At 71.7% G+C, this 20450-nt stretch carries 17 protein-coding genes; 8 read left to right on the forward strand and 9 right to left on the reverse strand.

Annotation, left to right across the window (positions count from 1 at the left end):
- Positions 1 to 25: 25 nt before the first annotated feature.
- From F6W97_RS17875 to F6W97_RS17890, 4 genes are all read left to right on the forward strand, one after another.
- The gene (locus F6W97_RS17875) at positions 26 to 1582 is read left to right on the forward strand and encodes an N-acyl-D-amino-acid deacylase family protein (RefSeq protein ID WP_155371499.1); all 1557 of its coding nucleotides are present in this window, start codon (positions 26 to 28) and stop codon (positions 1580 to 1582) included.
- Positions 1583 to 2157: 575 nt separating this feature from the next.
- Positions 2158 to 5475: a glycoside hydrolase family 48 protein gene (locus tag F6W97_RS17880; RefSeq protein ID WP_196279203.1), complete on the forward strand. Its 3318-nt coding sequence runs from the start codon at positions 2158 to 2160 to the stop codon at positions 5473 to 5475.
- A gap of 116 nt (positions 5476 to 5591) precedes the next feature.
- On the forward strand, positions 5592 to 6293 hold the full coding sequence (locus tag F6W97_RS17885) for a DUF4240 domain-containing protein (RefSeq protein ID WP_196279204.1): 702 nt from the start codon (positions 5592 to 5594) through the stop codon (positions 6291 to 6293).
- A 99-nt stretch (positions 6294 to 6392) separates the two neighbouring features.
- Complete coding sequence (locus F6W97_RS17890; protein ID WP_230686775.1) at positions 6393 to 6668, forward strand: hypothetical protein; 276 nt, start codon at positions 6393 to 6395, stop codon at positions 6666 to 6668.
- A 144-nt stretch (positions 6669 to 6812) separates the two neighbouring features.
- On the opposite strand, the gene F6W97_RS17895 is transcribed toward F6W97_RS17890, so the two are convergent.
- Positions 6813 to 8927 carry an alpha-galactosidase gene (locus F6W97_RS17895; protein WP_196279205.1) on the reverse strand — a complete coding sequence of 705 codons (2115 nt, stop codon included), beginning with the start codon at positions 8925 to 8927 and terminating at the stop codon, positions 6813 to 6815.
- Positions 8928 to 8999: 72 nt separating this feature from the next.
- Complete coding sequence (locus F6W97_RS17900; protein WP_230686776.1) at positions 9000 to 9758, reverse strand: GNAT family N-acetyltransferase; 759 nt, start codon at positions 9756 to 9758, stop codon at positions 9000 to 9002.
- 55 nt (positions 9759 to 9813) lie between these two features.
- Here F6W97_RS17900 and F6W97_RS17905 point away from each other — a divergent pair, with 55 nt between their 5' ends.
- Positions 9814 to 10560 (forward strand): DUF72 domain-containing protein, encoded by a 747-nt coding sequence (locus F6W97_RS17905; RefSeq protein WP_155371502.1) that lies wholly within the window; start codon positions 9814 to 9816, stop codon positions 10558 to 10560.
- A gap of 101 nt (positions 10561 to 10661) precedes the next feature.
- On the opposite strand, the gene F6W97_RS17910 is transcribed toward F6W97_RS17905, so the two are convergent.
- On the reverse strand, positions 10662 to 11300 hold the full coding sequence (locus tag F6W97_RS17910) for a hemerythrin domain-containing protein (RefSeq protein WP_230686777.1): 639 nt from the start codon (positions 11298 to 11300) through the stop codon (positions 10662 to 10664).
- 155 nt (positions 11301 to 11455) lie between these two features.
- On the opposite strand from F6W97_RS17910, the gene F6W97_RS17915 reads away from it, so the two are divergent.
- Entirely contained in the window at positions 11456 to 13036 is a 1581-nt protein-coding gene (locus tag F6W97_RS17915) for an alpha-amylase family glycosyl hydrolase (RefSeq protein WP_155371618.1), read from the forward strand.
- 96 nt (positions 13037 to 13132) lie between these two features.
- Here F6W97_RS17915 and F6W97_RS17920 read toward each other — a convergent pair whose 3' ends face one another.
- Both F6W97_RS17920 and F6W97_RS17925 read right to left on the reverse strand, forming a co-directional pair.
- Positions 13133 to 13603 (reverse strand): hypothetical protein, encoded by a 471-nt coding sequence (locus F6W97_RS17920; protein ID WP_155371503.1) that lies wholly within the window; start codon positions 13601 to 13603, stop codon positions 13133 to 13135.
- A gap of 130 nt (positions 13604 to 13733) precedes the next feature.
- A complete protein-coding gene (locus F6W97_RS17925) occupies positions 13734 to 14870 on the reverse strand; it encodes a site-2 protease family protein (RefSeq protein WP_155371504.1) in 1137 nt (378 codons plus the stop codon).
- Between the two features lie 120 nt (positions 14871 to 14990).
- Between F6W97_RS17925 and F6W97_RS17930 the strand changes: the two genes are divergently transcribed.
- Complete coding sequence (locus tag F6W97_RS17930) at positions 14991 to 15959, forward strand: CapA family protein (RefSeq protein ID WP_155371505.1); 969 nt, start codon at positions 14991 to 14993, stop codon at positions 15957 to 15959.
- 68 nt (positions 15960 to 16027) lie between these two features.
- Positions 16028 to 16207 (forward strand): hypothetical protein, encoded by a 180-nt coding sequence (locus F6W97_RS17935; protein WP_120315464.1) that lies wholly within the window; start codon positions 16028 to 16030, stop codon positions 16205 to 16207.
- A 74-nt stretch (positions 16208 to 16281) separates the two neighbouring features.
- Here the strand turns inward: F6W97_RS17935 and F6W97_RS17940 are convergent, their stop codons facing one another.
- From F6W97_RS17940 to mgrA, 4 genes are read right to left on the reverse strand one after another with little or no spacing between them, the layout of a single operon-like run.
- Positions 16282 to 17043: a nucleotidyltransferase domain-containing protein gene (locus tag F6W97_RS17940; protein ID WP_155371506.1), complete on the reverse strand. Its 762-nt coding sequence runs from the start codon at positions 17041 to 17043 to the stop codon at positions 16282 to 16284.
- A complete protein-coding gene (locus F6W97_RS17945; protein ID WP_196279206.1) occupies positions 17040 to 18536 on the reverse strand; it encodes an outer membrane protein assembly factor BamB family protein in 1497 nt (498 codons plus the stop codon). The genes F6W97_RS17940 and F6W97_RS17945 overlap by 4 nt, the downstream gene beginning before the upstream one ends.
- A 59-nt stretch (positions 18537 to 18595) precedes the next feature.
- Positions 18596 to 19291, reverse strand: coding sequence for a nucleotidyltransferase domain-containing protein (locus tag F6W97_RS17950; RefSeq protein ID WP_155371508.1), 696 nt, complete (start codon positions 19289 to 19291; stop codon positions 18596 to 18598).
- Positions 19291 to 20298 (reverse strand): L-glyceraldehyde 3-phosphate reductase, encoded by a 1008-nt coding sequence (gene mgrA / locus F6W97_RS17955; protein ID WP_155371509.1) that lies wholly within the window; start codon positions 20296 to 20298, stop codon positions 19291 to 19293. Before mgrA ends, F6W97_RS17950 begins: the two co-directional genes overlap by 1 nt.
- Positions 20299 to 20450: the final 152 nt, after the last annotated feature.

Below are 20450 nucleotides of genomic sequence, written 5' to 3' on the forward strand. Positions count from 1 at the left end.
GGCCTGTCGACGGAAGGCTCGGACCATGCACGACCTGGTACTGCGCGGCGGCACGGTGTACGACGGCCTCGGCGGCCCCGGCGTCGTCGCCGACGTCGCGGTCGCCGGAGATCACGTGGTCGCGGTCGGGGCGGACCTCGGCCCGGCCCGCCGGGAGATCGACGTGACCGGCCTGGCCGTCGCGCCGGGCTTCATCGACGCGCACAGCCACTCCGACCCGGTGCCGCTGATGCCCGAGCCGCAGCCGTTCAAGCTGCACCAGGGCGTCACCACGGAGATCGTCGGCAACTGCGGGTTCTCCTTCGCGCCGCTGGACGACGCCACCATCGAGGCCACCGGGCCGCTGTTCGCCGAGCTGGCCGGGGGTGTGCCGGTGCTGCCGCGCGACTTCGCGGGCTACCTGGCCGGCATCGAGGCCGCCGGGCCCACCAACCACATCGCCGCCCTGGTCGGGCACAACACCCTGCGGGCGTACGCCAACGGCATGGACGAGCGGTTGCGCCCCGGCGCCCTGGAGCACATGTGCCGCCTGGCCGACGACGCGTTCGCGGCCGGTGCGGTCGGCCTGTCCAGCGGCCTGATCTACCCGCCGGGCAGCTACGGCGACACCGACGAGCTGGTCGCCCTGGCCCGGGTCGCGCACCGCTGGAACCGGCCCTACACCACGCACCTGCGCAACGAGGACGACCGTCTCGCCGAGGCCGTGGACGAGGCGATCGCCATCGCGACCCGGGCCCGGGTCCGGCTGCAGATCTCGCACTGCAAGGTCGCCGGGAAGGCCAACCACGGCGGCGGCAAGGCACTGCTGGCCCAGCTGCACGCCGCCCGCCTGGCCGGCGTGGACGTACGCGGCGACCAGTACCCGTACCGCGCGGGCGGCACCTTCCTCAACGCGCTGCTGCCGGGAGCGGCGCTGGTCGGCGGCACCGACGCGATGCGGGCCCGGCTCGCCGACCCGGTCGGCCGGGCACGGCTGCGCGCCCTGGCCGAGGACCTGACGCAGCCCAACGGCTTCTGGGCCCGGGTGACCCCGGCCGACGTCTTCGTCACCACCCACGCGACCCGGCCCGAGGCCACCGGCCGGACCCTGGCCGAGCTGGCCGGGGCCGGCGACGCCTTCGACACGCTGTGCGAGGTGCTGCTCGCCGACCCCGGCGCGGGCATGGTGATCACGATGATGGCCGAGGACGACGTCGAGACCATCATGGCCGACCCGCTGGTCGGCATCGGCTCGGACAACGGCCCGCCGGTCGGCCTGCAGCACCCGCGCACCTGGGGCTGCTTCCCGCGGGTGCTGGGCGAGTACGTGCGCGAGCGCGGCCTGCTGACCCTGCCCGAGGCGGTCCGCAAGATGACCTCGGCGATCGCCGACCAGTTCGGGCTGGCCGGGCGCGGTTTCGTCGGCGCGGGCGCGGTCGCCGACCTCGTGGTGTTCGACCCGGCGACGATCGGCCACGACGGCACGTACGCGGTGCCCGACGTACGGCCGACCGGCGTCGAGCACGTCGTGCTGGCCGGCCACGTCGTCGTCGAGGCAGGACGGTTCACCGGCGAGCGGCGCGGCCTGGTGCTGCGCGGCTGACCGGGCGCGCGGCCCGGCCTGCGGCGGCCCGGCTCTGCTGCGGCCGACCGCCTCTGGCCGACCGGCTGCGGCCGACCGCCTCTGGCCGACCGGCTGCGGCCGACCGCCTCTGGCCGACCGGCTGCGGCCGACCGCCTCTGGCCGACCGGCTCTGCGGGGGCGCGCTGTGATGATCGCTGTTTGCGGTCAGAAAGTGTGGTCTGACCGCAGTTTTCGACCGCAAACAGCGATCACCAACCGCCGCCCCGGACGGGAGCGTTAAGAAGGGCACCTTCCTCTACCTATAGCGATGGGAAGGTGCCCTTCCTTCTAGCGGGTGGGGTGCGAGCTGCTGTGCGTCGCCTGTGAATGTTGAGAGGGGGCTGAAAATCGCTGCGTGATCGACCCTTGTGATCAGTAGGGGTCGATGCGACGATGCATCTACTCGTGTGGAGCCACACGCGGAACGGGCGGCCGAGGGCAACCGGTGGGACCGGACGGCGCCTGGTTGGCCGCTGCGCGGCCGCCGCGTATCCGTCCCGTCCACGGCCCGATCCCGGGACATGCGGCCGGCACCCGCTCCACGAGGAGAGCTCATGAGTTTCCGCACGTTAAGGCGTCGCGTCGCGCTTGCCGCGGTCGGCGCCATGGTCGTGGTCACGGGGGCGACGATCGCGTCCCCGGCCCAGGCCGCCGTGTCCTGCCAGGTGACCTACACCAAGGCCTGGGACAACGGCAGCGGCTTCGGCGCGAACATCAACATCACCAACACCGGCGACCCGCTGACCAGCTGGTCGCTGACCTGGACCTGGCCCGGCAACCAGGGCGGCATCCAGGGCTGGTCGGCCAACTACAGCCAGTCGGGGCAGAACGTCACCGCGACGAGCCTGTCCTACAACGGCAGCCTGGCCACGGGCGCGTCGACCGGCATCGGTTTCAACGCCTCCTACAGCGGCACGAACACCAACCCGTCGAACTTCGCGATCAACGGGGTCTCCTGCGGCGGCACCACGCCGACGGTGAGCCTGGTCGTGTCGCCGACGTCGGTGAGCGTGCCCGAGGGGGGCACCGCGACGTATGCGGTACGCCTGTCGGCGCAGCCCAGCGGCAGCGTCACGGTCGCCACGACCGCCGGTTCCGGTGACTCCAACCTCACCGTGTCGTCGGGCGCGAGCCTGACGTTCACCACGAGCAACTGGAACACCAACCAGATCGTCACCCTGGCGGCAGCCGAGGACTCCGACACCACGAACGGCACCCGGCCGTTCACGGTGGCGTCCAGCGGCCTGACCTCGGTGACGGTGAACGCGACCGAGGCCGACAACGACACGGTCGTGCCGCAGTCCCTCGTCGTCACGCCGACCAGCGTGAGCGTGCCCGAGGGCGCTACGGCGACCTACTCGGTGCGCCTGGCCGCGCAGCCGTCGGGCAACGTGACAGTCACCAACACGGCCGGTTCGGGGGACAGCAACCTCACCGTGTCGTCGGGCGCGAGCCTGACGTTCACGACCAGCAACTGGAGCACGACCCAGACGGTGGTGCTGGCCGCAGCCGAGGACACCGACTCGACCAACGGCACCCGGCCGTTCACCGTGGCGTCCAGCGGCCTGACCTCGGTGACGGTCAACGCGACCGAAGCCGACAACGACACGACCACCACGCAGTCCCTGGTGGTCTCGCCGACCAGCGTGAGCGTGCCCGAGGGCTCGACCGCGGTGTACGCGGTGCGCCTGGCGATCCAGCCGAGCGGCAACGTCACGGTCACCTCGACCGCCGGTTCCGGTGACACCAACCTCACCGTGTCGGCGGGCGCGAGCCTGACGTTCACGACCAGCAACTGGAACACCACGCAGAACGTCACCCTCGCCGCGGCGCAGGACACCGACGCCACGAACGGCACCCGGCCGATCACGGTCGCGTCCAGCGGGTTGACCTCGGTGACCGTCACCGCGACCGAGATCGACGACGAGAACACGGCCAACGCCTACATCACCGAGTTCACCACGCAGTACAACAAGCTCAAGGACCCGGCCAACGGCTACTTCTCGCCGGAGGGCATCCCGTACCACACGATCGAGACGCTGCTCGTCGAGGCGCCCGACCACGGCCACGAGACGACGTCCGAGGCGTTCAGCTTCTGGATCTGGATGGAGGCCCAGTACGGCCGGGTCACCGGCAACTGGACCCCGTTCAACAACGCCTGGAACATCACCGAGCAGTACATCATCCCGTCCGCGGCCGCCCAGCCGGGGCAGAGCACGTACAACCCGGCCGACCCGGCCGACTACGCGCCCGAGGCGCTGCAGCCCAACGGCTACCCGGTGGCGCTGAGCACCAGCGTGGTCGCCGGTCAGGACCCGCTGGCCAACGAGCTGCAGAGCACGTACGGCAACCGCAACATCTACGGCATGCACTGGCTGCTGGACGTCGACGACGTGTACAAGTACGGCACCGGCCGGACCGGTGCCGAGTGCGGCGACAGCACGCAGCGCGTCACCTACATCAACACGTTCCAGCGTGGGCCGCAGGAGTCCACCTGGGAGACGGTGGCCCACCCGTCCTGTGACACGGGCCGGTTCGCGAACTTCCCGTCGCTGTTCATCGCGGGTTCGACCACCGGGCAGTGGCGTTACACCAACGCCCCGGACGCCGACGCCCGCGCCGTCGAGGCCGCGTACTGGGCGCTGCAGTGGGCCACGGCCCAGGGCAACCAGTCGCAGATCTCGGCGACCATCGCCAAGGCCGCGAAGATGGGCGACTTCCTGCGGTACGCGATGTACGACAAGTACTTCAAGACCCCGGGCTGCACCTCCACCTCCTGTGCCCCTGGCAGTGGCAAGAGCAGCAGCAACTACCTGATGTCCTGGTACTACGCCTGGGGCGGGGACATCGCTGGGGCGTGGTCGTGGCGCATCGGCTCCAGCCACAACCACCAGGGCTACCAGAACCCCCTCGCGGCGTACGTGCTCGGCTCGTCGGGCCCGTCGGCGCTGCGTCCGCTGTCGCCGACGGCGGCCGCGGACTGGGACACCAGCCTCACCCGGCAGCTGGACTTCTACCTCTGGCTGCAGTCGGCCGAGGGCGCCATCGCCGGTGGCGCGACGAACAGCTGGAACGGCAACTACTCGGCTCCTCCCGCCGGCACGCCCACCTTCTACGGCATGGCGTACGACGTGAAGCCGGTCTACCACGACCCGCCGAGCAACCAGTGGTTCGGCTTCCAGGCGTGGTCGCTGCACCGGGTGGCGGAGTACTACTACGTCACCGGCAACGCCAAGGCCAAGCAGATCCTCGACAAGTGGGTCGCCTGGGCGGTCGCCAACACCACCCTCGGCTCGGGCTCGGCGTTCACCATCCCCGGTGACATGACCTGGTCCGGCCAGCCGTCCGGCAACTTCAGCGGCGGCGGCACCCCGGCGGCCAACCCCGGCCTGCACGTCACGGTGTCCAAGACCAGCAACGACGTCGGCGTCGCGGCGGCCTACGCCCGCACCCTGACCTACTACGCGGCCAAGGAGAACGGCTCGACCCTGGGCAACTCCGCCAAGGCGACCGCGAAGGGCCTGCTGGACCGGATGATCCTGCTCAAGGCGAACGACACCAAGGGCATCGTGGTGCCTGAGGTCCGCGAGGACTACAACCGGTTCGACGACGTGTGGAACGCCACCACGCAGACCGGCATGTACGTCCCGTCGGGCTTCAGCGGCACCATGGGCACCGGCGTGCCGATCAACTCCAGCTCGACCTTCATGTCCGTCCGGCCGTTCTACGCGACCGACCCGGCCTGGCCTGCGGTGCAGGCGTACATGAACGGCACGGGGCCCGCCCCGACGTTCACGTACCACCGCTTCTGGGCCCAGTCGGACATCGCCATGGCGTTCGCCGACTACGGCAGCCTGTTCCCCGCAGGCTGACGCACCCACCGACCCCGGGCGGGCCTGGCCCGCCCGGGGTTGCGACGGCATGCCACCATCCCGGCACCGTGATCGACAGCGGTGCCGGGACGGGACCGTCGGACGGATGTGGGAGAGTGCCTGCCGTGGATGTGGGGGAGTTCTGGGGGCTCATCGAGCGCGCGGTGCGGGAGGAACCCGGCCGGGCGCACCGTGCCGGCTGGATCCAGGGGCAGCTCGCGGCACGTGAGGTCGAGGAGATCCTGGATTTCGAGGCGCACCTGGACGACGCGTCCGACCGCGCGATGACCTGGCTGATGTGGGGCGCCGCCTACCGGATCTTCGGGGGCTGCTCCGACGACGGCTTCTGCTACTTCCGCACCTGGCTGATGAGCCTGGGCCGGGCCGACTTCGAGCGCCTGGTCGACGACCCGGACGCGCTCGCGCGTGTGCCGCAGGTCCGCGGCCTGGCCGGGCGTGAGCGCGGCGGCTGGCGCGCCGACGAGTGGCCGGAGTGGGAGGAGCTCAACTACGCCGCCTCCGAGGCCTTCGAAGGGGTACGCGGCCACGGCGCCAACATCTACCGCGCGGTCGAGGAGCACCGGAGCAAGCCGCGGCTGCAGACCCTGCAGGACGAGCACTGGAACTTCGACGATCCGGCCGAGACGGCCCGCCGCCTGCCGGCACTCGCCCGGCTGTTCCCGCACCCCGCGGCCGAGCCGCTGCCGCCCGTGCCCCCGGTGCCGGACAGCTTGCGCGATCAGCAGGACGACACGGAGGAGGGCGGCCCCGTCCCGGAGATCCCGGGACAGCTCGCGATTCCCGGCCTGCCGGAGTGACCCGCCGTTTCCTCCGCGGGGATGACGGTGTCTGACATAGTGCGTGCCGGACCGGGTATCCGGTGACCGGACCGGAGGCATGACCGTGGGGAGGCGACCGTGACGGACGACCGAGGCATCGACAAGCCCGTCGAAGATCCGGGCGGGGACGCTGAGACGCCGGGCGGGGACGCGGAGACGCCGGGCATGGACGCTGAGGCGTCGGCGGGCGATTCGGGCAGTTCTCTCGCCCTGGGCATCGCGCTCGGCGCGGCGATCGGCGCGGCACTGGGCGTGGCGCTGGACAACGTGGCCATGGGGATCGGCATGGGCATCGCCGTCGGCGTGGCGCTCGGCATCGGCATCCAGGAGCAGCGCCGCAGATCCAAGCCCTGATCCGTCCCGGCTGTCGGCAGCGATCAGGCCATGGCACTCTCCGCACGTCCCCGCGAACGCCAGGTGATCATGAAGTCGGGCACATGACACGCCGTCGAGCCGTGCCATAAGTTCATGATCAACCCGGCGTTGCGGGGCGGGTGGTCAGGGCTGGCGGTGGAGTTCCAGGATGAAGGCTTCGGCGGGGCGCAGGGCGGGGGCGAGCAGGCCGTGGGCGGCCAGGGCCGCGCCGGTGAGGACCAGGTCCGGGTGCCAGGGGCGGCCGAACAGCTGCGGGCCGGGGAGTTCGGGCAGCAGGGAGACCCGGTAGGAGGCGGCGGGGTCGAGGCCGGGCAGGCGCAGCCGGGTCGCGCCGTCGCGGGCGCTGGAACCGAGCTGGGCGTACGCGAACAGCGCGTGCCCGCCGTCGGTGGCGACCACGCCGTACAGGTGGGCCGACGGGTCGGGGTGGTCGGCCCGGACCGTGCGTCCGGTGTGGATCAGCCCGCGCAGCCGCTGGTAGGCCGCGATCCAGGAGCGCAGGGCCGCCCGCTCGTCGTCGGTGCAGCCGGTGATGTCCCATTCGATGCCCGCGTGGCCGAACAGGGCTGTGGCACAGCGGAACGCCAGCGACGTGGCGCGGCCGTTGGTGTGCGAGACGGGCGGGCCGACGTGGCAGCCGAGCAGCTCCGGCGGCAGCAGCAGGCCGGTCCAGCGCTGGATGTGCTGGCGCTCCATCGGGTCGTTGTTGTCCGACCCCCACACCCGGTCGGTGCGGGCCAGCACGCCGAGGTCGACGCGGCTGCCGCCGGACGAGCACGACTCGATCTCCAGGCGTGGGTGCCGCTCGCGCAGCGCGTCGAGCAGCCGGTACACGGCCTCGGTCTGCGCGTGCACCCCGGCCGCGCCGTCGTGCACCGCCTCGACCAGGTCGCGGTTGTGGTCCCATTTCAGGTACGCCGGGCGGTACTCGGTGACCAGCGCGTCGAGCCGTTCCAGCAGGTGGTCGAAGACCTCGGGGCGGGCCACGTCGAGCACGTGCTGCCAGCGCTGCTCCTCGGGCAGCCGGCCGGGCGCGGCCAGCACCCAGTCCGGGTGCAGCTCGGCCAGCCGGGAGCGCGGGTTGACCATCTCCGGCTCGACCCACAGCCCGAACTGCATGCCGAGCCGGTTCACCTCGTCGACCAGCGGGTGCAGCCCGTCGGGCCACACGTCGGCGTCGACGTGCCAGTCGCCGAGGCCCGCCTTGTCGTCGCGGCGGCCCAGGAACCAGCCGTCGTCGAGCACGAAACGCTCCACGCCCAGCTCGGCGGCGGTACGCGCGAGTTCGGTCAGCTTGCCCAGGTCGTGGTCGAAGTACACGGCCTCCCAGGTGTTCAGGGTCAGCGGCCGGGGCGTCGCCGGGTGCGACGGGCGGGCGCGCAGCCAGCCGTGCACGGCCGCGGACAGCCCGTCCAGGCCGGCGCCGCTGTAGGCGAAGTGCGTCCAGGGGCTGGTGTAGGTCTCGCCCTGGGCCAGCCGTACCTCGCCGGGTTCGAGCAGCTCGCCGCCGCCGAGCACGCCGTCGCGGTCGGGCAGGCGCTGGGCCAGGTGCTGGTGGTTGCCGGACCAGCCGACGTGCACGCCCCACACCTCGCCGGTGCGGAAGCCGAAGCCCGGCGTGCCCGCAGTGAACAGCGACGGCGAGCCGAAGCCGGTGCGGCCGCGGCGGCTCTCGTGGGCGATGGTCTGGTCGCCGAACGCGCTGCGCTGCGGGGCGCGCTCGCGCGCCCAGTGGCCGGTGAAGTCGAGCACCTCGGCGGCCTGGGCGGGCACCGGGAGCAGGCACAGCAGACTGTCGACGTGCCACCAGCCCGGCTGGGTGCTCGTCACGGCGTGGCGCTGCCGGACCAGGCCCTGCGGGGTCAGCTCCAGCTCGGTGCGCACGGTGATGCCCGCGACCGGGTCGTGGGACGTGGCGGTGAGCGCACCCCCGCCGGCCGGGTCGACGACGACCGTGACCGGCTCGGTGAGGCTGAGGCGCAGGTGGCCGGGGCCGCCGTCGCGGTGGCCGGACAGCCCGGGGCGGCCGGGCCAGCGGTCGTGCTGGGTCGGCAGCAGCGGCACGGTGGGCGGCAGCGCGTTGCCGCCGGCGTCCTGCGCGGCGGCCAGCTGGTCGAGTTCGCCGGTCTCGCCGAGGTCCGCGCCCCAGTGCAGCACCCGTGGCAGGCCGGGACCGGCCACGTCGAGCACCAGCGACACCCCTGCGGCGCGCAGCGCCACCAGCTCCGAACTGCCCACTGAATTCCACCCGTTCAAACGAAATCCAACATCACCGGACGGCGTAGAGCGTAGGAGCCGTGGCCGTGATCGTCAACGCGCGGTGAAGGTGAACTCGCCGTACTCCGCCGCCGCGGTGAAGCCGAGCCCGTCGTACAACGCCCGAGCTGCGGCGTTGTCGGCCTTCACGTTCAGCGTCACGTGGTCGACGGTGTCCAGCAGCCGCCGGCACAGCGCGGACACCGCGCCCCTGGCCAGACCCTCCCCCCGCGCCCGGGGATGGGTGGTGACGTTGCCCAGCGCCGCCACCCGGTATTTCGGCGACCACACGTGCACGCCCGCGACCGCCAGCAGCTCGCCGTCGCGGCGTACGCCGACGTACTGCCCGGTCTCCAGCATCCGCGCGTCGAACCAGTTGCCGGGATATGCCTGCGCGTACAGCGTGAGCAGTTCCGGCAGGTCGGCGGGGGTCAGCACATCGCCCAGCGGCGCGGCGAGCGCGGCAGGCTCGGTCAGCGCCATCTTGAGATGCGGGCCGCCGGGTTCGGCCGTGAAGTCGTCGGCCAGGACCTGCTCGGCGCCGGGGGACAGGTGGGCGTAGAACTGCCGCGGCAGCAGCGGGACCAGCCCGGCCAGCAGCGCGTGCGACGCCCGCGGACGGTGGTCGAAGGCGAGCAGCGTGGGCATGCCTCCACCGTGGTAGACCAGCGCGACGGCGTCGCCCTCGCGGTACCAGGTCGTGTACGGCCAGAAGAAGTCGTCCAGGTCGCCCAGCTGGTACGCGTGCAGCGCGGGTTCGCCGCCCAGCAGCCGCGCCAGCTCGTCCCGGTCGTGCACACCCGTCACCGCCACCGCTTGATGATCACACGCTGGTTTACGCGGCCCGGCTTCGGGTGACACAGAAACCGTGATCGTCGTCGGCACGTCCGGCTGGCAGTACGCCGACTGGCGCGGCCCGTTCTACCCGCCCGGCCTGCCGCAGCGCCTGTGGCTGCGCCACTACGCCGAGCACTTCCCGACGGTCGAGGTCAACAGCGTCTTCTACCGCCTGCCGCCGCGCGACACCTTCGCCCGGTGGTGCGAGCAGCTCCCCGAGGGCTTCGTCATGGCGGTCAAGATGAGCCGCTACCTCACCCACGTCAAACGCCTGCGCGACCCGCAGGAGCCCGTGGACCGCTTCCTCGGCGTGGCCGGCGCCCTCGGCGACCACCTCGGCCCGGTGCTCCTCCAGCTCCCGCCGACCCTGCGCGCCGACCCCGACGCCCTCTCGGCCGTGCTCGGCTGCTTTCCACCGCACATCCGCGTCGCCGTCGAACCCCGCCACCGCTCCTGGTGGACCGACGACATCCGCGCCGTCCTCGAACACCGCCACGCGGCCCTGTGCTGGGCAGACCGCCTCGGCCGCCCCATCACGCCGCTCTGGCGCACCACCGACTTCGGCTACCTCCGCCTCCACGAGGGCCGCGCGAACCCGCGCCCCCGCTACGGCCGAGCCGCCCTCGCCACCTGGCAGACCCGCCTCACCGACACGTTCCCCGCCGGCGCCTCGGTGTACGTCTACTTCAACAACGACCCCAACGCCGCTGCCATCGCCGACGCCCAAGCCCTCACCACCCGTACGAAAGGAAGGGCGCCTTCACATCGCTCCGCGTAGAGGAAGGGCACCCTCTTAACGTTGTCCGGGGATGAGCTGGGCCTGGACACAGCGACGCCGCCCCGGCTCGCGGATGCGGTCCAGGGCGGCGTCCGGTGGGGTCAGGACTTGGCGCTGCGCAGTTTCAGCGGGTCGGACGGGGCCTTGCTCTTGGCGGCCTCCATCTTCGCGCCCAGCTCCTTGAGGTCACCGCGGCTCATCGCCTTGCGGACCTCGGGGAACCACTCCTGCTCCTCCTCCTTGACGTGGTGACGGACGTTCTCCATGAGCACCGTCATCTTGGCGTCGAAGCGCTCGTCCTGCGGCTCGGTGTTCGCCAGCTCGGACAGCATCCAGGCCACCACGTGGTGCTCCTCGACGCTCTCCAGCACGTGCTCGCCGGTCTCCGGAGCCGCCTTGCGCGCCGTCGGGTAGAACAGGGTCTCCTCGATGTACGCGTGCGTGGTCAGCTCGCTGATCACCTGGTCGACGATCTTGCGCTTCTTGGCGTACGCGGAATCGCCGGCCTTCTCGAACTCCTTGAAGAGCTTCTCGACCACCTTGTGGTCGTCCTTCAGCAGCGCGATCGCGTCCTGGCCCACGGCGGCCGCCGGCATGGACTTCTTGCCCTGCGAGGTCTTGACCGCGGACTTGGGGGCGGCCTTGGCGGGCGTCTTCGCCACGGTCTTGGTGGCCTTGGCGGCCTTCTTCGCCGGGGTCGCGGCCTTGCGCTGGCGGGTGGTGCTCGCCGTCTGGCTCATGGGTTCCTCCCGAAGGTCCGAATAGTCTCTCTTTCGCTGTCTACCCGATTCGAGGTGCTGTTAGTCATGAATCCGCAGAATCGTGGCGGCCGGTAGGGTGGCCGCGTCGGCGGGCGGGCCGCCGTACAAGCCGAACGGGGAGAGACGCCGTGACCATGGGCTCGGGGCCGGCCTGGCTGAACGACAGTGTGCTGTACCAGATCTATCCGCAGACATTCGCCGACGCGAACGGCGACGGTATCGGCGACTTCGCGGGCGTCGAGCAGCGCCTGGAGTACCTCCAGTGGCTCGGCGTGAACACTGTCTGGTTCAGCCCCTGCTTCGCCTCGCCGTTCGGCGACGCGGGCTATGACGTGGCCGACTACCTCACCGTCGCGCCGCGCTACGGCACCAACGACGACCTCGTACGCCTCGTCGACGCCGCCCGCGCCCGGGGCATCCGGATCATGCTGGACCTCGTCGCCGGGCACACCTCGGACCAGCACCCGTGGTTCCTGCACTCCCGCGACGACGCGAGCGACGACCGGTACGTCTGGGCCGGCGAAGAGGTCGCCGGCCAGCCCGGCTGGGTCGCCTCGCCCGGCACTCGCCCCGGCCACTACCTGCAGAACTTCTTCGACATCCAGCCGGCCCTGAACTTCGGCTACGCCCGCCCGGACGCCGCCGAGCCCTGGCGCCGGCCGGTCGACGCCGCAGGCCCGCAGGCCAACCGCGCGGCGCTGCGCGAGATCATGGCGTACTGGCTGGACCGCGGCGTCGCCGGCTTCCGCGTCGACATGGCGTCCTCCCTGGTCAAGGACGACCCCGGATTCGTGGAGACGTCGCGGCTGTGGCGCGAGATGCGGGCCTGGCTGGACAGCTCCTATCCCGAAGCGGCGCTGCTGTCGGAGTGGGGCGACCCGGCGGCCGCCGTCGCCGCGGGTTTCCACGCCGATTTCTTCCTGCATTTCCGGGGCCGGGCGTTCGGCTCGCTGTGGAACAACCGGGCCGGCACCCACGACCCCTCCTGGGGGGACGGCCCGTGCTATTTCGACGCCGAGGGCGGGGGGTCGGTCGCCGAGTTCGTGGCGGAATGGCGTGGCGCGGTCGACGCGATCGGTGGAGCGGGGCACGTCGCGCTGCCCAGCTCCAACCACGACTTCTCCCGGCTGGTCTGCGGGCCGCGTACCCGTGACCAGCTCGCGCCCGCGTTCGCGCTGCTGCTGACCTGGCCGACGATGCCGACCGTCTACTACGGCGACGAGATCGGCATGCGGTATGTGCCCGGTCTGCCGGACAAGGAGGGCAGCGTGCTCGGCGCGACGTACAACCGGGCCGGGTCGCGTACGCCGATGCAGTGGGACGACGGCCGCAATGCCGGGTTCTCCACCGCGCCCGCCGAGCAGCTCTACCTGCCCGTCGACCCGGTGCCCGACCGGCCGGACGTCGCCGCGTCGCGGGCCGACGGCGGATCGCTGCTGCACACCGTGCGGCGCCTGATCGCGTTGCGGCGGGAAGCGCCCGCGCTGCGGACCGGGGGCGAGGTGGAGGTGCTGCACGCCGGGTACCCGTTCGTCTACCTGCGCGGCGGCACCCACCTGGTGGTGGTTCATCCCCGGCGCGAGCCGGCTGCAGTTCCGGTGCCGAACCTGGCCGGGGCGCGGCCGGTCGACGTCCAGGGCGTCGAGGCCGACGGCGCCGGCGTCACCGCCGGGCCGTTCTCCTACGGGATCTTCCTGCTGGACCCGGCTGCCTGAGCCGCCGCTGCCCGGTGGGTGCGCCGATCCTGCCGGCAGGTCCGGCTCGATCAGGGTCGGCGTCCGGCCCGATGGGCGCTGCCCTGGTGCGCCGGGCTAGACGGGGACCGCGGCGAGCGCGCCGGCGGGGACCGGGACGAGTTTGCGCAGCGGCTCCCACAGCTGAGGCAGCAGCAGGGCCGCGGCGGCGACGTTGCCGTCCGTGTCGGCGAGCATCGCCAGGTGGCGGCAGGCGTGCGCGGCGACGGCGTCCAGGTCGACGGTCGTCGGGCTGGGCGCGAGCGGGTGCGGACCGGAGGTCGCCGCGTCCAGGTGTACCGGCCGGGTGTGCTGCGGGTCCAGGTCGGGCAGTGCGGCGTACGTCAGCACCACCGCGCCGTCCTCGACCCGCCACGACGTCGAGTGCAGCAGCCCGCCGTCGGTGCACGGGGACAGGCCCGCCAGCTGCCGCGCGACGTCGTCCGGGTGCGCGCCGCCGGCCACCGCGGCTCGGCGCTGACGGAAGCGCAGGCCGCCGTCCTGTACGGAGAGCAGGAGGGCCTCGACGACGACACCGGGAGACGACACGTTTCGCAACGTATCCGCTGTTGCCATGAATGTGCAACAAGCCGCACCGGCGTACGCCGGCGAGATCCGCCCGCACCGACGAACCCGCACCACAGCTGACGCCCACACCCAGCTCAGCATGGTTGCGGCGTTATGAAGGTGCCCGTCCTCCGCTCAGGGTGTGTAGGTCGATGGTGCGGTTGAGATCGGCGGGGGTGATGAGGCCGATGAGGATGCCTTGGTCTATGACCAGGGAGGGGAGGCGGCTGGCGAGGATGCGGCGGGCGGCTTCTTCGAGGGGGTCGTCGGGGGAGAGGACGGCGAGGCGGGCGAGGGGGAAGCGGACGTCGCGGAGGGTCTTGTCGGTGCGTTGGGCGGGGCTGAGGCGGGCCAGCGAGAAGAGGGTGACCAGGCCGGCGGGGCGGCCGTCGGGGTCGAGCACGGGGTAGGCGTCGGCGGGGCGGTGGGTGGCGGCGACGGCGATGAAGTCTTCGAGGCGCTGGCTGACGTAGCCGACCACGGGTGGGGGGACCATCGCGTCGCGGACCAGGACGCCGGACAGGGCCGTGCGCAGGCGGGTGTCGGCCTGCTCGGCCTGGCCCGCGAAGAGCAGGAACCAGCCGAGCAGGACCAGCCACAGGCCGCCGATGTCTGCCAGCCACAGCACCTGCAAAGTGCCTCCGACGATCATCAGGATGCTGACGACCATGCCGGCCCGCGCGGCCGTACGCGCGGCGAACGCCCGGTCGCCGCGCCACCACCACAGGGCCGCGCGCAGCACCCGGCCGCCGTCCAGCGGTGCGCCGGGCAGCAGGTTGAACACCGCGAGCACGGCGTTGACCAGGGCCAGCCAGGCCAGCGCGACCCAGGCCAGCGGGGCCATCCCGGTCAGGTAGAGCCCACCGGCCGCGGCGCCGAACACCGCTGCGGCGCCGAGGCTGGCCAGCGGCCCGGCGAGCGCCACGAACAGGTCGGCGCGCGCGTGCGGTGGTTCGGATTCCAGCTCGGCCATGCCGCCGAGCAGCCAGAGCGTGATCCGGCGGACGCTCACGCCGTAGTGGCGGGCGACGATGGCGTGGCTCAGCTCGTGTGCCAGCAGGGAGCCGAGGAACAGCACGGTGACCGCGCCGGCGACGATCCAGTAGGCGCCGGTGGAGCCGCCCGGCGCGCCCGTGGGCAGCACGGCGGTCGCCAGCCCCTGGCCCAGCAGCAGCATGATCAGCAATACCGACCAGTGCACGCCGACCGGGATGCCGGCGATGCTGCCCAACCGCAGAGTCGGTCGCATAGCCGCCCTCCTGTGCCCCTATCATCCCTCGCCACGCCCGCTGTCAGGGATCTTGTCCGAACAGCCTGATTTCGATGGGTATGCGAGCCCACAAGATCGCGCAAGGGGCACAATGAGGGCGTGAAGCTCGTGCTGGCGGGGGACACGATGCTCGGCCGGTCCGTGGGGGACCGGCTCACCCTCGGCCACGCGGCGTACGAGGAGATCTTCGCCGAACAGGTGCAGCAGCTCACCGCCACTGCGGACCTGTGCGTGGTCAACCTGGAGTGCTGCATCTCCGAGCGCGGCGAGCCATGGCCGGCCCCCGGCAAGCCGTTCTTCTTCCGGGCCCCGCCCCGGGCCGCGGGCCTGCTGGCCTGGCTGGGCGTCGACTGCGTGACCCTGGCCAACAACCACGCCCTGGACTTCGGCCCGGTCGCGCTCGCCGACACCCTGGACCACCTGGAGCGCGTCGGGGTCGCGGTGGTGGGCGCGGGCCCCGACCAGCAGCGGGCACGGGCCTGGCGGCTGCTGGAGGCGGGCGGGGTGCGGGTCGGCGTGCTCGGGGTGACCGACCACCCGCAGGACTTCGCGGCGACCGAGGACAGCCCCGGCGTGGCGTTCGCGGACCTGCGCCACGGCGTGCCGGACTGGCTGGCCGAACTGGTCGGCGAGATGGCCGCGCAGGTGGACGTGGCGCTGGTGACCCCGCACTGGGGGCCGAACATGACCAGCGGCCCGGTCGGGCACGTGCGCGCGGCCGCGACGCAGCTGCTGGCGGCCGGGGCGACGCTGGTGGCCGGGCACTCGGCGCACGTGTTCCACGGCGTGCACGGGCCGGTCCTGTTCGACCTGGGCGACTTCGTCGACGACTACGCGGTGGACCCCGGGCTGCGCAACGATCTCGGGCTGCTGTTCGAGGTCACCATCGACGAGCAGGGGCCGGTGTCGGCCGAGGCGGTGCCGCTGGCGCTGGACTTCACCCGCACCCGGCCCGCGGCGCCACATGAGGCGGAGTGGATCGGGTGGCGGTTCGGCAAGGCCTGCGCGGAGCTGGGCACCCAGGTCACCGTCACCGAGCAGGGCCGGTTGCAGGTCGCGCTGCGCTGATGTTTGCGCCCATGCGCATGTGGACATCCCTGTGTCAGGCAACCCCCTCTGACATAACTGGAGTCACGATGTTCGCCATCATCGCCGCTATCTGCTTCGGGCTCGCGCTGCTGCTCGACCTGCTCGGCGAGGGCGTCGAGCCGCTGTTCACCGTCGGCACGCTGACCCTGCTGGGCTTCCTGTTCGTCGCGCTGCACCTGGCCGGCTTCGCCGCCGCCGTGCGCGGCCGCAACTGGCGCCGCCGGTAGCCTCCCGCCCGCGAGCTGCGGGCCCATGAACGCCCGCCTGCACCGGTCAGGGGTGCAGGCGGGCCCTTTTTGTGTCAGGCGGCCAGCCGGGCCCGTACGACCAGGTCGTGCAGCGCGTCGTACGCGGTCGCCGCGGCGGGCAGCGCGGTCGCCGCCTTCGCCTCGGTCAGCTGCTCGCGCAGGCGGCACGTGTCCGCCAGGATCTGCTCCGGGTCGGGCAGGCCGGCGTCGACGCCGAGCCGCCGGTGCTCGCCGTGGCGCTTGGCCGCGATCAGGTCCGGCACGTACGGCAGCTTCGCGTCCTCGTGCAGCAGGTTCAGGTCGGCCACCACCTCGCCGGTGCGCATCAGGTGCAGCCCCGTCGCCAGCACCCGCAGCAGGTACAGCGCGGGCTTCAGCTCGCCGGTCTTCGCGAACAGCTTCTCCGACGAGATCGAGAAGCCCAGGTAGTGATCCGCGTAACCCGCGTTCAGGCAGCCCGGCACGAGCGCCAGCAGCTCCTCGTGCAGCGGCGTGGTGCGCACCACCAGCGGCGAGGTGACCTGCTCCAGCACGTCGCCGCTGCGGCCGAGCAGCAACTTGGCGCACTTGGCCAGGTCGTGGGTGACCAGGTCCAGCTCCACACCGTGCCGGTCGCCGATGTGGTTGATCGTCGCCGGGCCCTGCCGCAGCCCGACCAGCTCGGCGACCGGCAGCAGGTGGGCCCCGCGCAGGTCCACGTCGGAGTCGACCGAGGCGAAGCCGTACAGGTGTGCGCCGCTGACGGTCGCGAAGACCAGCGGGTACGGCTGCTCGTCGGCGACCTGGCCGGTCCAGTCCGGGATCGCGATCGTCATCGCAGCGCGAGGGCGTGCAGCTGGCCGGCCCGGGTGCCGACGTAGATCACGCCTTTCCAGACCGCGGGCGTCGACTCGATGCAGGCGCCCGGCTTGATCTTCCACAGCAGCTTCGGCGCGGCCGAGGTGTCGGCGACGTCGTAGGCGTACAGGTAGCCCGCGCTGCAGTCGCCGATGATCAGAACGTCGTCGATGATGACCGGCGACCCGTGGCCCATCCCCGGCACGTGGTGCCGCCAGCGCTCCTTGCCCGTCTCGCGGTCCACGCCGACCAGGTCCTGGGCGTGCGTGCCGAAGATGACGATGTCCTTGTGCAGCGCCGCGGTGCTGTACGTGCCGCCGTTGCGCTCGTCGATCTTCCAGACGAGCGGGTCGCCGGGCTTGCTCGGGTCGAGCTTCATCAACTGCCCGACGGTCTTGGACCGGGCGTTCTTCTTCTCGTACTCCGAGCCGACGTACAGCATGCCCTGCTCGTCGGAGACGATCGAGCCGTCGGTGTCGTCACCGGTCCAGAAGCGCAGCACCCGCTTGGGCTTCTGCCCGCTCTTCAGGCCGCTGATGTCCCAGCCCTGCACGAGGCCGGCCGAGTTCGCGAAGTAGATGGTGTTCCCGGACACGTTGACCGAGTTCTCCACCGAGAACGTCTTGTGCCCGGCCTCCCGGATCAGCTTGTCGTCCCAGCTCGGGGTGTTCCAGATCAGCTTCGGCTTGACGGTGACCTTGCCGTTGCTGTCGTAGCCCCGGTTCAGCTTCACGATGTGGAACTGGCTGTTCTCGCCGCCCTCGAACAGGTAGTCGTCGATGATGATCGCCGAGCTGTCCCAGTCGTTGTTCCACAGCGTCGGCTTCACCGCGTACGCCGACAGCTTCCACAGCTCCTTGGGCTTGTCGCCGTCGATCGCGATGATCCGGAAGTAGTCGTCACGCGAACCCGTGTAGACCAGCGGGAAGCCGTCCGGGTCGATGGTCACCGAGCCCTTGATGATGTCGTTGGTGGTGAAGTCGGGCAGCAGCCGCGCGCCGTTGCTCGCGTCGAGGAAGTGCACCTTGCCGTCGTACGCCCCGAACACGATCCAGGTCTTGCCCTCGCGCTCGAACACCGCGGGCTGGCCGGTCCAGCCCATGCCGCACCAGATCCGCTCGCCGTGCTCGTCGACCGACGGCCGGCACATGCTGCCCGACTTCGGGAAGCGCCACAGCTCCTCGGGCTTGGCCTTCGGGATCGGCCCGCTGCCGTGGAACGTGCGCGTCGGGTTGCCCCGGAAGGTCAGCAGGCCCTGGACCTTGTCACCCCACGGCTTGCCGGCCTGCGCCGGGTCGTGCCAGCCGGCGAACGCCGCCGGACCCGGTTCGGGCGCGGCCGAGCCCGACGGGGCGGCCGAACTCGGCGTCACGAACGCCGGGTCGTCGGGGGCGGTGTCACAGGCGGCGACGGCGGAGGCGAGCAGCGCGGCGCAGAGCAGTGCGAGGCGGCGGCCGAGGGGTCGGGTCACCGCGCAAGTATCCACAACGACCGTGCCCTGCCGTAAGGCCACCCGATCGGCCGTCATCGTCACCGAACGGCGGAGTCCAGCCCCTCGGCGCGTACCCCCACCAGGAACTCGTCCACCGCGGCCCGGTCCGGCTCGGCGGGCAGCGCGGTGTCGGCGGCCGCCTTGGCCAGGTCCGCGGAGCGGGCCTCGGCCAGCGCTGAGACCTCGGCGAACGCCACCTCGCCGCGCTTGACCGACAGCAGCAGGTCACGCTCGTCGGACACGTCGACCAGCACCTCGCCGGTCCGCAGCACGTGCGCCCCGGCCCGCAGCAGCCGCAGCATGTGCATGGCCTGCTTCCAGCGCACGTCGCCGGTGCGCTCGCGATGCGCGCGCAGCTTCGCGAACTGGTCGGCGGCATAACGGCCGTAGGTCTCGGCCGCTCGGCTCGACAGGAACGCCCCGCGGACCGCCAGCAGCCGCTCGCCGGTCGGCGTGAGCAACTCGACCAGCGGCGACCACAGGCACTCCAGCACCGTCGGGTTCGCCGTCAGGGCCAGCGTGCACAGCCGCTCGACCTCCCACGAGAACTGCTCCTCGGCCGGGCCGTCCACGTGCGTGGGCGGCTTGTCCAGGCCCCAGAACAGCCGGGTGGGCGCGGCGAACACGCCGCGGCGGTCGGTGTCGGAGGCGGGGCCCGCGAGGCCGTACGCCCGCGAGCCCACCACCACCGACAGGATGCTGTGCTCGGTGACGAGCCGGTGATCGTCGGTCACTAGATGACGATCTCCGCCTCGGTCGCGAACTGGTCGATCTCGGTCAGCTCCTCGGCGGTGAAGTCGAGGTTGCCCAGCGCGGCGATGTTGTTCTCCAGCTGGGACACGCTCGATGCGCCGATGACCAGGCTGGTCATCCGCTCGTCGCGCAGCGCCCAGGCGAGCGCGAGCTGGGCCAGAGACTGGCCGCGCCGCTGGGCGATCGCGTTGAGGCCCTCGACCTTGACCCGGTTGCTCGGGGTCAGCGCGTCCTCGTTGAGGAACCGGCTGGTGCGGATGCGCGAATCCTCGGGCACGCCCTTGAGGTAGCGGTCGGTGAGCAGGCCCTGGGCCAGCGGCGAGAACGAGATGCAGCCCGCGCCGACCTCTTCGAGGGTGTCCAGGAGCTGGTCGCGCTCGGTCCAGCGGTTGATCATCGAGTACGACGGCTGGTGGATCAGCAGCGGCGTGCCCAGCGACTTCAGGATCGCCGCGGCCTCGCGCGTCTGCGCCGAGGTGTACGAGGAGATGCCGACGTACAGCGCCTTGCCCGCGCGCACGGCCGCGTCCAGCGCGCCCATCGTCTCCTCGAGCGGGGTCTCCGGGTCGAAGCGGTGCGAGTAGAAGACGTCGACGTAGTCCAGGCCCATGCGCTGCAGCGACTGGTCCAGCGAGGCGGTCAGGTACTTGCGCGACCCCCACTCGCCGTACGGGCCCGGCCACATGTCGTAGCCGGCCTTCGTCGCGATGACCAGTTCGTCCCGGTACGGCTTCAGGTCGGTGGCCAGTATCCGGCCGAAGTTCTCCTCGGCCGCACCCGGCGGCGGGCCGTAGTTGTTGGCCAGGTCGAAGTGGGTCACGCCGAGGTCGAACGCACGTCGCACGATGTCGCGCTGCCGGTCCCACGGACGCTCGTGGCCGAAGTTGTGCCACAGGCCCAGCGAGATCGCGGGCAGTTTCAGCCCGCTGCGCCCGGTACGCCGGTAGATCATGGAGTCGTATCGCTTCGGGTCTGCCACGTACGTCATGTGATCAGCCTAGTAGGCCTCCCGGGCTCCTCTCCGGGGTGTCCCGCGCGATGATCGAATCCTGCCCGGCGCGTGCTGCAGATTCGGGGAAACTGCGGTAATCGACTCCGCGATGGCTGCAGTTTCCCCGAAAGTGCGGCACATCGACGGGC

It is taken from the genome of Catellatospora vulcania, assembly GCF_009720385.1.
Classification (GTDB): domain Bacteria; phylum Actinomycetota; class Actinomycetes; order Mycobacteriales; family Micromonosporaceae; genus Catellatospora; species Catellatospora vulcania.

Excerpts from the sequence above, each read along its gene's own strand:
- F6W97_RS17875 (WP_155371499.1), top strand. The coding sequence starts at position 26 with ATGCACGACCTGGTACTGCGCGGCGGCACGGTGTACGACGGCCTCGGC.
- F6W97_RS17880 (WP_196279203.1), top strand. The coding sequence starts at position 2,158 with ATGAGTTTCCGCACGTTAAGGCGTCGCGTCGCGCTTGCCGCGGTCGGC.
- F6W97_RS17910 (WP_230686777.1), bottom strand. The coding sequence starts at position 11,300 with ATGAGCCAGACGGCGAGCACCACCCGCCAGCGCAAGGCCGCGACCCCG.
- F6W97_RS17915 (WP_155371618.1), top strand. The coding sequence starts at position 11,456 with ATGGGCTCGGGGCCGGCCTGGCTGAACGACAGTGTGCTGTACCAGATC.
- F6W97_RS17925 (WP_155371504.1), bottom strand. The coding sequence starts at position 14,870 with ATGCGACCGACTCTGCGGTTGGGCAGCATCGCCGGCATCCCGGTCGGC.
- F6W97_RS17935 (WP_120315464.1), top strand. The coding sequence starts at position 16,028 with ATGTTCGCCATCATCGCCGCTATCTGCTTCGGGCTCGCGCTGCTGCTC.
- F6W97_RS17940 (WP_155371506.1), bottom strand. The coding sequence starts at position 17,043 with ATGACGATCGCGATCCCGGACTGGACCGGCCAGGTCGCCGACGAGCAG.
- mgrA (WP_155371509.1), bottom strand. The coding sequence starts at position 20,298 with ATGACGTACGTGGCAGACCCGAAGCGATACGACTCCATGATCTACCGG.